The sequence below is a fragment of the Pseudomonas sp. PA-4-8C genome (assembly GCF_021606625.1).
In the GTDB taxonomy this organism is placed as follows: Bacteria; Pseudomonadota; Gammaproteobacteria; order Pseudomonadales; family Pseudomonadaceae; genus Aquipseudomonas; species Aquipseudomonas lactis.
This window is the reverse complement of sequence record NZ_WKCD01000172.1, coordinates 1-11,655: the sequence shown is the minus strand read 5'-3', so window position 1 is coordinate 11,655 and position 11,655 is coordinate 1. Positions and strand designations below refer to the sequence as shown.

The window sequence follows — 11,655 nt, the reverse complement described above, 5'->3', positions numbered from 1 at the left end:
CCGAGCACACCGCGCCCCACCCATGCCCGGCCGGCCCGCGAGGTGGACCGAAGCAAAACCCGCGCGCCCCCCGCCAATACCGGGAAGGCGCCGCCCTGGAGGATCTTCGGCGCGTTGGCGGCGAAGAACAGACCGTCCACCAACAGGCAGCAGAGCAACAGCGGCACGGCCAGCACCGGTGGCCATTTCCACAGCAGCAGCATGACCGCCGACACCAGGATGGTGGTCATCAGCATGGTGCCCGTCACAGCTACGCCGTAGGCCGAGGCCAGGGCACCGGAGGATTCGAAGCCCAACACCAGCAGGATCACGCCGACCATCAACGACCAGTTCACCGCACCGATGTAGATCTGGCCCTGTTCGGCACTGGAGGTGTGCTGGATATGCATGCGCGGGATGTAACCCAGCTGGATCGCCTGGCGGGTCAACGAGAACGCGCCGGAAATCACCGCCTGGGAAGCAATCACCGTGGCCATGGTGGACAAGCCCACCAACGGGACCAGCGCCCAGCTTGGCGCCAGCAGGTAGAACGGGTTGCGCGCCGCCTCCGGATCGCCCAGCAGCATCGCGCCCTGGCCGAAATAGTTGAGCACCAGCGCCGGCAGCACCAGCAGGAACCACGCACGGGCAATGGGTTTGCGGCCGAAGTGGCCCATGTCGGCGTACAACGCTTCGGCGCCGGTCAATGCCAATACCACCGCGCCGAGGATCGCCACGCCAATACCGGGGTGCACCATAAAGAAGCGCACGCCCCATGCCGGGTTCAGAGCATTGAGCACTTCGGGTTGCTGCAGAATGCCATACACCCCCAGGCCGCCCAACACCAGGAACCAGGTGACCATCACCGGGCCGAACAGCTTGCCGATGCGGTCGGTGCCGTGTTTCTGGATCAGGAACAGCGCCACCAGCACCACCAAGGCAATGGGCACCACCCATTTTTCCAGGCCGTCGAACGCCAGTTCCAAGCCTTCGATGGCCGACAACACCGAAATCGCCGGGGTGATCATACTGTCGCCGTAGAACAGCGCCGCGCCACACAGGCCACATACCACCAGGAAACTGCGCAATTTCGTGTGCTTCCCGGCAGCTCGCCGGGCCAACGCGGTGAGGGCCATGATGCCGCCCTCGCCCTGGTTGTCGGCACGCAGCACGAACAGCACATACTTGATCGACACCACCCAGATCAGCGACCAGAAGATCAGCGCCAGGATCCCCAAGACGCCGTCATGGTTGACCTGCACCCCATAACCGCCGTTGAACACCTCTTTAAGGGTGTAGAGCGGGCTGGTCCCGATATCGCCATAAACCACCCCGACCGCCGCCACCAGCATGCCAATCGGCTTGGCTTTTGAATGCTCGGCACCTGCTGCCTGACTACTTGCCTGACCCATCAACCACTCCTGCCCTTTGACCTGAGGTCTTTTATAAACAGCGCTTCTAAGCTGACCCTAGCATGCGCTGTTTTACTTCTCGTAACAGACGTTTTATTGACCCAAGGGCTTTACCCGTGCGCAACGGCGCGAAGCATAGCGCAGCACTCGTCGTATTTCCCTGCATAAAGCTGGTCAAGTGCGTTGCCCACCGATAGAATTGCGCACTTTTTGATCAGAGGCGCACCAAGCGCCCGTCCGTTGCCTTGTCGTGCACGACCGGCAGCGTCATTCAATACCGAGGTTAGACATGTCCACCACCATCGCAAAAGCCAACCCCAAGGTTGGCTTTGTTTCCCTGGGTTGCCCGAAGGCGCTTGTCGACTCCGAGCGCATCCTCACGCAATTGCGTATGGAAGGCTACGACGTCGTGTCCACTTACCAGGACGCCGATGTGGTGGTGGTCAACACCTGCGGCTTCATCGACTCGGCCAAAGCCGAATCCCTGGAAGTGATCGGCGAAGCCATCAAGGAAAACGGCAAGGTCATCGTGACCGGCTGCATGGGGGTGGAAGAAGGCAATATCCGCAACGTGCACCCGAGCGTGCTGGCCGTGACCGGCCCGCAGCAGTACGAGCAGGTGGTCAACGCTGTGCACGAGGTGGTGCCGCCACGCCAGGATCACAACCCGCTGATCGACTTGGTGCCGCCTCAAGGCATCAAGCTGACCCCGCGCCACTACGCGTACCTGAAGATTTCGGAAGGCTGCAACCACAGCTGCAGCTTCTGCATCATCCCGTCGATGCGCGGCAAACTGGTGAGCCGCCCGGTGGGTGACGTGCTCGACGAGGCCCAGCGCCTGGTCAAGTCTGGCGTCAAGGAGCTGCTGGTGATCTCCCAGGACACCAGCGCCTACGGCGTCGATGTGAAATACCGCACCGGTTTCTGGAATGGCGCGCCGGTGAAAACCCGCATGACCGAGTTGTGCGAAGCCCTTAGCAGCCTGGGCGTGTGGGTGCGCCTGCACTATGTTTACCCTTACCCGCACGTGGACGAGTTGATCCCGTTGATGGCCGCTGGCAAGATCCTGCCGTACCTGGACATCCCGTTCCAGCACGCCAGCCCGAAAGTGCTCAAGGCGATGAAACGCCCGGCGTTCGAAGACAAGACCCTGGCACGCATCAAGAACTGGCGCGAGATCTGCCCGGAGCTGATCATCCGCTCCACTTTCATCGTCGGCTTCCCCGGCGAGACCGAAGAAGACTTCCAGTACCTGCTGGACTGGCTGACCGAAGCGCAGCTGGACCGCGTCGGTTGCTTCCAGTACTCGCCGGTGGAAGGTGCTCCGGCCAACCTGCTGGACCTGGCCGTGGTGCCGGACGACGTCAAGCAAGACCGCTGGGAGCGCTTCATGGCGCATCAGCAGGCCATCAGCTCGGCACGCCTGCAACTGCGCATCGGCAAGGAAATCGAAGTGCTCATCGATGAAGTCGACGAGCAAGGCGCGGTGGGCCGCTGCTTCTTTGACGCCCCTGAAATCGACGGTAACGTGTTTATCGACGATGCCAGCGGCCTGAAGCCGGGTGACAAAGTGTGGTGCACCGTGACCGACGCCGACGAGTACGACTTGTGGGCCGAAAAGCGCGACTGATCGCCCGATGATAAAAAAGCCCCGCCTCTGAGAAGATGCGGGGCTTTTTTAGGTCTATCGTATTGCCCATCAACCCCGAATACAGCAAGGGACAGCGGGTATGCGTCAGCATTCGGTGATTCACACACCTAGAACCAGCGACTACGCGCGCCTGGTGCAGATCTGGGAGGACTCGGTACGCGCCACCCACCACTTCCTCCCGGACAGCTATATCGAGTTGCTGAAAAACCTGGTGCTGACCCGCTACCTCGATGCGGTGATGCTGATCTGCACCAAGGACTCGCGCCAACGCATCAACGGGTTCGCCGGCGTGTCGGCGGGCAAGGTGGAGATGCTGTTTATCGACCCGCACTACCGTGGCCAGGGACTGGGCCGGCAATTGCTGGGTTACGCGATCGAACACATGAATGCCGATGAACTGGACGTCAACGAACAGAACCCTCAGGCCTTGGGGTTTTACCTCAAGCAAGGCTTCGAGGTGATCGGGCGCACAGAGCATGATGGGCTTGGGCAGCCTTATCCGTTGTTGCACCTGCGTCTGCGCCAGCAGCAACAGGCGCGTAATGCCTGAAATCATCCCGTACAAACTGTGGGAGCTGGCTTGCCTGCGAAGGCGTCGGGTCAGTCTACCCATCCGGTGCTGGTATACCGCCATCGCAGGCAAGCCAGCTCCCACATTTGGCCCGTGTTGCGTCAGTTAAATAATTGTTAGGGCACATGCGCTGAAATGGAGCCGGGATTAACCGGCGCCAGGCAGGTACAATAGTGGCCCCCTTTTGTTACGGCCCTTGTCATGACTGACCCCATACGCCTCTCCAAACGCCTTATCGAACTGGTCGGTTGCTCCCGTCGGGAGGCTGAGCTGTTTATCGAAGGCGGCTGGGTCTCGGTGGACGGCGAAGTGATCGACGAGCCGCAGTTCAAGGTCACTGACGAGAAAGTCGAGCTGGACCCAGAGGCCAAAGCCACCGCGCCAGAGCCGGTGACCATCCTGCTGCACGCCCCCGCAGGCGTGGATGCTGAAACCGCCATGGCCTCGATCAGCGCCGATACCCTCTCTGAAGAACACCGCTTCGGCAAGCGCCCGCTCAAGGGGCACTTTCTGCGCCTGAGCGCCAGCGCCGACCTGCAAGCCAAGGCCAGTGGCCTGCTGGTGTTCACCCAGGACTGGAAGATTCTGCGCAAGTTGACCGCCGATGCCGCCAAGATCGAGCAGGAATACGTGGTGGAAGTCGAAGGCGACATGGTTGCCCACGGCCTCAACCGCCTGAACCACGGCCTGACCTACAAAGGCAAAGAGCTGCCTGCCGTCAAAGCCAGCTGGCAGAACGAAAACCGCCTACGCTTTGCGATGAAAAACCCGCAACCCGGCGTGATCGCGCTGTTCTGCGAAGCCGTTGGCCTGAAAGTCATCGCCATCCGCCGTATCCGTATCGGCGGCGTGTCCATCGGCAAGGTGCCGGTGGGCCAATGGCGTTACCTGTCCGGCAAAGAAAAGTTTTAAGCCGTTCCCTTTTCCCGACACCGCCTGATTCCGGCGGTGTCATCCGTTGAATACCAGGATTGCCCACCATGATTCACAACGACGTACTGCGCAGCGTGCGCTACATGCTCGACATCAGCGACAACAAGATGGTCGAGATCATCAAGCTCGGCGGCATGGACGTGACCAAGGAAGACCTGCTGACCTACCTCAAAAAAGATGAGGAAGAAGGCTTCGTGTTCTGCCCGGATGACGTCATGGCGCACTTCCTTGACGGTCTGGTGATCTTCAAGCGCGGCAAGGACGAAAGCCGCCCGCCGCAACCAATCGAAACCCCGGTGACCAACAACATCATCCTGAAAAAGCTGCGTGTGGCCTTCGAACTGAAGGAAGACGACATGCATGCAATCCTCAAGGCGGCGGAGTTCCCGGTGTCCAAGCCAGAGCTGAGCGCGTTGTTCCGCAAATTCGGCCACACCAACTACCGCACCTGTGGCGACCAGTTGCTGCGCAACTTCCTCAAGGGCTTGACCCTGCGGGTTCGTGCTTAAGCCATGAGCTATCAGGTCTCCCCGGTCGGCTTCGTGCGCTCTTGCTTCAAGGAGAAGTTCGCCATCCCGCGCCAACCGCAGTTGGCGCCGGCTGCCCGCGGCGTGCTGGAGTTGGTGGCGCCGTTCGACCAGGGTGAGGCGGTGCAGGGGCTGGAGCAGGTCAGCCATGTGTGGCTGCTGTTCCTGTTCCACCAAACCCTGGAAGACAAGCCACGCCTGAAAGTGCGCCCGCCACGCCTGGGGGGCAATACCTCCATGGGTGTATTTGCTACCCGTGCGACCCATCGTCCCAATGGCATCGGCCAGTCGGTGGTGAAACTGGACAAGGTGGAGCCGGGGCGACTGTGGATTTCCGGCATAGATTTGCTCGATGGCACGCCGGTGCTGGATATCAAGCCGTATGTGCCCTATGCCGATAATGTTGATGCAGCCACCAACCACATCGCCAGCGATGCCCCCCAACTGATCGGCGTGCAATGGCTCAAGGCCGCACTGCAACAGGCGCAAGGCCATGCGCAGCGCCTTGGTGAACCGTTGGTAGAGTTGATTGATCAATGCCTGGCGCAAGATCCGCGACCGGCCTACCAAACGCCCGGCCCTGAGCGTGAATACGGTGTGCGCTTCTGGGACGTGGATGTGCGCTGGCACTACCCGGAGCCGGGGATGATTTGTGTGCTGGAAGTGGTTTCGGTGCAGTAAATCGCACAAACGAAAAAGCCCGCGTTGCCTTCACAGGCAACGCGGGCTTTTCTTTGCAAACGCATTCAACTGTAGGAGCGAGCTTGCTCGCGAAAAACGAACAGGCACCGCGTTCAGTCAAGATGCCAGCGTTATCGTTGACGTTCTTCGCGAGCAAGCTCGCTCCTACAGGTGACCCGAGGTCACTTTTCGACGAACGCACGCTCGATCAGGTAGTCACCCGGCTCACGCATCCGTGGCGAAACCTTGAGACCGAAGCTGTTCAACACTTCGCTGGTCTCGTCCAACATGCTTGGGCTGCCGCACAGCATGGCGCGGTCGTCCTCGGGGTTGATCGGCGGCAGGCCGATGTCGCTGAACAGCTTGCCACTGCGCATCAGGTCGGTCAGGCGGCCTTCGTTTTCGAACGGCTCGCGGGTCACGGTCGGGTAGTAGATCAACTTGTCACGCAGGGCCTCGCCGAAGAACTCGTTCTGCGGCAGGTGCTCGGTGATGAATTCGCGGTAGGCGACTTCGTTGACGTAGCGCACGCCGTGGCACAGGATGACTTTTTCGAAACGCTCGTAGGTCTCTGGGTCCTGGATCACGCTCATGAATGGGGCGAGGCCAGTGCCGGTGCTGAGCAGATACAGATGCTTGCCCGGCTTCAAATCGTCAAGTACCAGGGTGCCTGTCGGTTTTTTGCTGATGATGATCTCGTCGCCTTCCTTCAGATGCTGCAACTGGGAAGTCAGCGGGCCATCGGGCACCTTGATGCTGAAGAACTCCAGATGCTCTTCCCAGTTCGGGCTGGCAATGGAGTAAGCGCGCATGAGCGGGCGGCCGTTGGGCTGTTGCAGGCCGATCATCACGAACTGACCGTTCTCGAAGCGCAGGCCCGGATCGCGGGTGCACTTGAAGCTGAACAGAGTGTCGTTCCAGTGATGAACACTGAGGACACGCTCGTGGTTCATGTTGCTCATGTACGGGGAACTCCTGGAAATGGGTCTGCGCCAAAGGTAAGGATGCGCAATTGCACAGCATTCTAATGGCGGCGACAATATCTGTTAACTGGATTATTAAGATAAGGGTTATCGGTTATATCGATATGCGATTTACTCTCCGTCAACTGCAAGTTTTCGTCGCCGTCGCCCAGCAGGAAAGCGTCTCGCGCGCTGCTGGCCTTCTGGCCTTATCTCAATCCGCCGCCAGCACCTCGATTACCGAGCTGGAGCGTCAATCCAGCTGCCAATTATTCGACCGCGCCGGTAAACGCCTGAGCCTCAACGCCCTCGGTCACCAACTGTTGCCCCAGGCCGTTGCGCTGCTGGACCAGGCCAAGGAGATCGAAGACCTGCTCAACGGCAAGTCCGGCTTCGGCTCCCTTGCGGTCGGCGCCACGCTGACCATCGGCAATTACCTGGCGACGCTGTTGATTGGCAGCTTCATGCAGCAACACCCCGAGAGCCAGGTAAAGCTGCATGTGCAGAACACTGCGCATATCGTGCATCAGGTTGCCCATTACGAAATTGACCTGGGTCTAATCGAAGGCGACTGCAGCCATCCGGATATCGAGGTGCAAACCTGGGTAGAAGATGAGCTGGTGGTGTTTTGCGCCCCTCAGCATCATTTGGCCAAGCGCGGCTTGGCAACCATGGACGAATTGACCCACGAAGCGTGGATCCTGCGGGAACAAGGCTCGGGCACGCGCCTGACCTTCGACCAGGCCATGCGTCATCACCGCAGCGCACTCAATATCCGCCTGGAACTGGAACACACGGAGGCAATCAAGCGGGCCGTGGAGTCAGGCTTGGGAATTGGCTGCATTTCGCGGCTGGCGCTGCGCGATGCCTTCCGCCGTGGCAGCCTGGTGCCGGTGGAAACCCCGGACCTGGACCTGGCCCGGCAGTTCTACTTCATCTGGCACAAGCAGAAGTACCAGACCTCGGCGATGCGCGAGTTTCTCGAACTGTGCCGCGCCTTCACCGCTGGGGTGCAGCGCAGCGACGAGATCGTGCTGCCGAGTATCGCGTGATCTTCAGATCAGGATCACGGCCCATACCAGGGTGATCATGGTCAGTGCCACGAACTGCGCGGCACTACCCATGTCCTTGGCGTTCTTCGACAGCGGGTGGCGGTCCAGGGAGATACGGTCAATGGCCGCTTCTACCGCTGAGTTGAGCAATTCAACGATCAGCGCCAACAAACACACTGCAATCAGCAGCGCCCGTTCAACCCGGCTGACCTGCAGGAAAAAGCTCAGGGGGATCAGGATGACGTTCAACAATACCAACTGGCGGAATGCCGCCTCGCCAGTGAAAGCTGCACGCAGGCCATCCAGGGAATAGCCCCCTGCGTTGAAGATACGTTTGATACCGGTTTGACCCTTGAAAGGCGACATAGATGTAGGCAACTGAACCAAAGAAGTGGGGAAGCTAGATCACGCAAAGTAAAAAAAGCGTGAAGCGGCTGTAACTTAATGTTGCGAGATAGACTCAAGTTGCTGCAGCAGCAACGCCGCCTGGGTGCGCGTACGCACGCCTAACTTACGGAAAATCGCCGTAACGTGGGCCTTGATGGTCGCTTCGGACACACTCAACTCGTAGGCAATCTGCTTGTTCAACAACCCTTCGCAAACCATGGTCAATACCCGGAACTGCTGGGGCGTCAAGCTGGCCAGGCCATCGCGGGCGGCCTTGGCTTCATCGGACACATTGATTTCTTCAAACGCCTGGGGTGGCCAGGACACATCGCCGTCCAACACCGTACGCACGGCTTTCTGGATATCTTCCATCGCGCTGGACTTGGGAATGAAACCGCTGGCGCCAAACTCTTTGGAACGCACCACCACATCGGCTTCTTCCTGGGCCGACACCATCACCACCGGTATTTGCGGATATTGCCCACGCAACAGCACCAACCCGGAGAAACCGTAGGCACCCGGCATGTTCAGGTCGAGCAATACCAGGTCCCAGTCGGATTTTTCGGTGAGGCGGGCTTCCAGTTCGGCAATGCTGGCCACTTCGACCAGACGTACATCGGGGCCAAGGCCCAGGGTTACGGCCTGATGCAGCGCGCTGCGAAACAGCGGGTGGTCATCGGCAATCAGGATTTCGTATGTGGCCATTGGTTAAATGATCCTGTTTTTTATGGGAGCCCTGATGGGTTCAGGGTTCACCAATACACGAGGCGACGGCCAGGCAGCGATCGCCACAGGGCCCGTTCAACGTCAAAAACACATGAAACGACGTCGATAATTCACGGTTGCACCCAATCGGCGCACAGCATGCCCAGCGTAGCCTGGAGGGTCAAGCACTACGCCCGTGGGGATTTTAGCGGGTTGCGGGCTTACAGTGCCATCATGCAAACGTCGTCTGGTTATCCCGCCGGGATGTAGGGTGCGAGGCGCGTATGCACGGCGTCCGCAGCATCCAATGGCAGTTGGAACTTGGCAGCCAGGTAGTGGGTGCTGAACACATCGAGGTAGGCATCCAGCACTTCGCTGGCGCCCAGGTCATCAGCCAGCTCCAGGCACAGCGCCGCCACCTCGGCGGTGCAGAAATGGTCATCACGCTTAGAGCGCCGTAACTTGTAACGCGACAGCTGCTCGGGCGCCAGGCTCAGCACGGGTAAATGTTCCAGGTAGGGGCTTTTGCGAAACATCTTGCGCGCTTCGCTCCAGGTACCGTCCAGCAGAATGAACAGCGGGCGCTTGCCCACATCCACGCACACTTCACTGACCACCCGTTGCGGCGCCACGAATTCGCCGGGAAATACGATATACGGTTGCCACTGCGAGTCGGCCAGCAACCTGAGCAGCTCGGGGTCGACTTCGGTACGCGACCAGGCGAACGCGGTGGTGTCGTGTATGACATCGGCGATCAGCCAGCCCGTGTTGCTGGGTTTCATCGGCTCTACGTCATGCATCAACAGGCACATGGCCGACTTGGCTTCTACCTGCGGCCGCCAGGCACATAGGCAGTATTCAGGAATGACCCGACAGCCGGGACAGCGTTCAGCACGCGAACCCCGATTGAGAAACGGCCTGACGGCACGCGCCAGACGCTGGGTACGCAAACGGGAGACGGCGTGGCTCATCGGGCACGCGGCGAAGAAAAGGAAATCGACACGGAACAAACTCGTGAAAAACAGAAGTCCCGCAGTTTACCAGCGATACGCCTGGCTGTAGTGGCAAGGGCTCACCTATAATTGCGCGCCACTGAACGCACAGCCCAGTGGCTGGTCTATGCACCAGTAACCGAATCAGGAGAGTTTCATGCTGCGTTCCATGCTGCGCCTTGTTGCCCCATCCGTCGCCCTTGCGCTGGTCTTGCCTATGGGCGCCCATGCGGCCTCGCTGCTGGAGGCTCAAATGAACAAGAAGCTGCAAAGCGTCGCGGCCGAAAGCAACAAGGACCTGCCCCGGGAAATCGATGAAAAAACCCTGGAAGTCGCCTACACCGTTGAAGGCATGCAGTTGATCGATCACCTCAGCGTGCTGCCTGACCGTGCCGAACAGATGCGCGCCAACCCCAAGGCTGTGTATTTCCAGCTGGGGCGCAGTGTGTGCACCAACCCAGGCTATCGCGAGCTGATGGCCAAGGGCGCAGTGATGCGCTATGAAATCACCGAGAACAAGACCAATCGCCCGGTGGCTTCGGTCAAGTTTGCAGAGTCCGATTGCCCGGCTCCGGCGAAGAAGAAAAAGTAACCTCTGCTTGCCCCTCCGGCGCCGCTGTCCAGCGGCGCGCACGCCCGTGCTGCGTTTGCTGCCTGCGACTGAACTGCGTAATGAGCCACCAATAAGCGGTTGCCAGCCAAGGGTTTTTCGGCCCATCATCCGTTTAGCCCGGCTACCCGCCCACCACAGTTTTTAATGCTGCTCTGTCATATTTTCAGGACAAAAAAGGCCTGCCCTCCTGCGGCATGCCGCGACACAAGCAGTGTCGTGGCCCAAGCGACGTTCTCGTCGACTACCAGGCCCTGTAAAGAAAGGAGAAATTGAATGCCTTATGAATCGAATGATTTGCTGCTTCGTCATTTTGAAGAAAACGGGACCGACCTTACTCAGCAGGTCGACGCACAAATTCAGTTGATCGCTCCCAACAGTCCGAATATCCCTCTTTATCGAGACATGATCCTCACCGTCCTGCGCATGGCCCAGGACGACCGTGACCGCTGGAACGCCAAAATCACCCTGCGCGCCATCCGCGAATTGGACCATGCCTTTCGCGTTCTCGAACAGTTCAAGGGCCGGCGCAAAGTCACGGTATTCGGCTCGGCGCGTACACCAGTGGAAAGCCACTTGTATGCGCTGGCCCGAGAAGTGGGTGCCGCGCTCGCACGTTCCGACCTGATGGTCATCACCGGCGGCGGTGGCGGCATCATGGCCGCAGCCCACGAAGGCGCGGGCCTGGAGCACAGCCTGGGGTTCAATATCACCCTGCCCTTTGAACAGCACGCCAACCCGACCATTGATGGCACCGAAAACCTGCTGTCATTCCACTTCTTCTTCACCCGCAAGCTGTTCTTCGTCAAAGAAGCCGACGCGCTGGTGTTGTGCCCTGGCGGTTTCGGCACCCTCGACGAGGCATTGGAAGTGCTGACCCTGATCCAAACCGGCAAAAGCCCGCTGGTGCCGGTCGTGCTACTGGATGCGCCGGGCGGTGGGTTCTGGCAAGGCGCCCTGGACTTCATCCGCGGCCAGTTGGAAGCCAATCGCTATATCCTGCCCACCGACCTCAAACTGGTCCGCCTGGTGTACAGCGCCGAAGAGGCCGTGGACGAAATCAACCAGTTCTACGCCAACTTCCACTCCACCCGTTGGCTTAAGCGTGAGTTCGTAGTGCGCATGAATCATCCGCTGAGTGAGCGCGCCCTGGCCCATATGCAACAAGCGTTTGCCAGCCTGCGGCTCAGTGG

At 59.7% G+C, this 11,655-nt stretch carries 13 protein-coding genes; 8 read left to right on the top strand and 5 right to left on the bottom strand.

Features of this window, described 5'->3' with window-relative positions:
• Positions 1-1,391 (bottom strand): potassium transporter Kup (locus GIW04_RS20995; protein WP_236479171.1); only part of this gene is annotated, 1,391 nt, incomplete at its 3' end.
• 289 nt (positions 1,392-1,680) lie between these two features.
• Here GIW04_RS20995 and rimO point away from each other — a divergent pair.
• The 5 genes from rimO to tsaA all read left to right on the top strand — a co-directional run bounded on the left by rimO (position 1,681) and on the right by tsaA (position 5,754).
• Positions 1,681-3,021, top strand: a complete 1,341-nt coding sequence (gene rimO, locus GIW04_RS20990; protein ID WP_003231334.1) for a 30S ribosomal protein S12 methylthiotransferase RimO — start codon at positions 1,681-1,683, stop codon at positions 3,019-3,021.
• A gap of 100 nt (positions 3,022-3,121) precedes the next feature.
• Positions 3,122-3,592: a GNAT family N-acetyltransferase gene (locus tag GIW04_RS20985; RefSeq protein ID WP_120247587.1), complete on the top strand. Its 471-nt coding sequence runs from the start codon at positions 3,122-3,124 to the stop codon at positions 3,590-3,592.
• Between the two features lie 222 nt (positions 3,593-3,814).
• Positions 3,815-4,525 carry an rRNA pseudouridine synthase gene (locus tag GIW04_RS20980; RefSeq protein ID WP_003189059.1) on the top strand — a complete coding sequence of 237 codons (711 nt, stop codon included), beginning with the start codon at positions 3,815-3,817 and terminating at the stop codon, positions 4,523-4,525.
• Between the two features lie 68 nt (positions 4,526-4,593).
• Entirely contained in the window at positions 4,594-5,055 is a 462-nt protein-coding gene (locus GIW04_RS20975; RefSeq protein WP_003189058.1) for a DUF1456 family protein, read from the top strand.
• 3 nt (positions 5,056-5,058) lie between these two features.
• The gene (tsaA, locus tag GIW04_RS20970) at positions 5,059-5,754 is read left to right on the top strand and encodes a tRNA (N6-threonylcarbamoyladenosine(37)-N6)-methyltransferase TrmO (protein ID WP_120247586.1); all 696 of its coding nucleotides are present in this window, start codon (positions 5,059-5,061) and stop codon (positions 5,752-5,754) included.
• A gap of 182 nt (positions 5,755-5,936) precedes the next feature.
• Here the strand turns inward: tsaA and fpr are convergent, their stop codons facing one another.
• Positions 5,937-6,716 carry a ferredoxin-NADP reductase gene (gene fpr / locus GIW04_RS20965; protein WP_003189055.1) on the bottom strand — a complete coding sequence of 260 codons (780 nt, stop codon included), beginning with the start codon at positions 6,714-6,716 and terminating at the stop codon, positions 5,937-5,939.
• Between the two features lie 125 nt (positions 6,717-6,841).
• Here fpr and GIW04_RS20960 point away from each other — a divergent pair, with 125 nt between their 5' ends.
• The gene (locus tag GIW04_RS20960) at positions 6,842-7,768 is read left to right on the top strand and encodes a LysR family transcriptional regulator (protein WP_169912437.1); all 927 of its coding nucleotides are present in this window, start codon (positions 6,842-6,844) and stop codon (positions 7,766-7,768) included.
• Positions 7,769-7,771: 3 nt separating this feature from the next.
• Here the strand turns inward: GIW04_RS20960 and GIW04_RS20955 are convergent, their stop codons facing one another.
• From GIW04_RS20955 to GIW04_RS20945, 3 genes are all read right to left on the bottom strand, one after another.
• Positions 7,772-8,134, bottom strand: coding sequence for a diacylglycerol kinase (locus tag GIW04_RS20955; protein ID WP_003189051.1), 363 nt, complete (start codon positions 8,132-8,134; stop codon positions 7,772-7,774).
• 75 nt (positions 8,135-8,209) lie between these two features.
• Entirely contained in the window at positions 8,210-8,860 is a 651-nt protein-coding gene (erdR, locus tag GIW04_RS20950) for a response regulator transcription factor ErdR (protein ID WP_003189050.1), read from the bottom strand.
• A gap of 251 nt (positions 8,861-9,111) precedes the next feature.
• Positions 9,112-9,831, bottom strand: a complete 720-nt coding sequence (locus tag GIW04_RS20945) for a tRNA-uridine aminocarboxypropyltransferase (protein WP_034135794.1) — start codon at positions 9,829-9,831, stop codon at positions 9,112-9,114.
• A 178-nt stretch (positions 9,832-10,009) separates the two neighbouring features.
• On the opposite strand from GIW04_RS20945, the gene GIW04_RS20940 reads away from it, so the two are divergent.
• Positions 10,010-10,444 carry a PA3611 family quorum-sensing-regulated virulence factor gene (locus GIW04_RS20940; protein ID WP_003189047.1) on the top strand — a complete coding sequence of 145 codons (435 nt, stop codon included), beginning with the start codon at positions 10,010-10,012 and terminating at the stop codon, positions 10,442-10,444.
• Positions 10,445-10,738: 294 nt separating this feature from the next.
• On the top strand, positions 10,739-11,655 hold a 917-nt coding region (locus GIW04_RS20935; protein WP_236479170.1), incomplete at its 3' end, for a TIGR00730 family Rossman fold protein.

What these genes read in the sequence shown, in the direction of transcription:
- rimO (WP_003231334.1), top strand. Translation starts at nt 1,681, where the DNA reads ATGTCCACCACCATCGCAAAAGCCAACCCCAAGGTTGGCTTTGTTTCC.
- GIW04_RS20985 (WP_120247587.1), top strand. Translation starts at nt 3,122, where the DNA reads ATGCGTCAGCATTCGGTGATTCACACACCTAGAACCAGCGACTACGCG.
- GIW04_RS20980 (WP_003189059.1), top strand. Translation starts at nt 3,815, where the DNA reads ATGACTGACCCCATACGCCTCTCCAAACGCCTTATCGAACTGGTCGGT.
- GIW04_RS20975 (WP_003189058.1), top strand. Translation starts at nt 4,594, where the DNA reads ATGATTCACAACGACGTACTGCGCAGCGTGCGCTACATGCTCGACATC.
- tsaA (WP_120247586.1), top strand. Translation starts at nt 5,059, where the DNA reads ATGAGCTATCAGGTCTCCCCGGTCGGCTTCGTGCGCTCTTGCTTCAAG.
- fpr (WP_003189055.1), bottom strand. Translation starts at nt 6,716, where the DNA reads ATGAGCAACATGAACCACGAGCGTGTCCTCAGTGTTCATCACTGGAAC.
- GIW04_RS20960 (WP_169912437.1), top strand. Translation starts at nt 6,842, where the DNA reads ATGCGATTTACTCTCCGTCAACTGCAAGTTTTCGTCGCCGTCGCCCAG.
- GIW04_RS20955 (WP_003189051.1), bottom strand. Translation starts at nt 8,134, where the DNA reads ATGTCGCCTTTCAAGGGTCAAACCGGTATCAAACGTATCTTCAACGCA.
- erdR (WP_003189050.1), bottom strand. Translation starts at nt 8,860, where the DNA reads ATGGCCACATACGAAATCCTGATTGCCGATGACCACCCGCTGTTTCGC.
- GIW04_RS20945 (WP_034135794.1), bottom strand. Translation starts at nt 9,831, where the DNA reads ATGAGCCACGCCGTCTCCCGTTTGCGTACCCAGCGTCTGGCGCGTGCC.
- GIW04_RS20940 (WP_003189047.1), top strand. Translation starts at nt 10,010, where the DNA reads ATGCTGCGTTCCATGCTGCGCCTTGTTGCCCCATCCGTCGCCCTTGCG.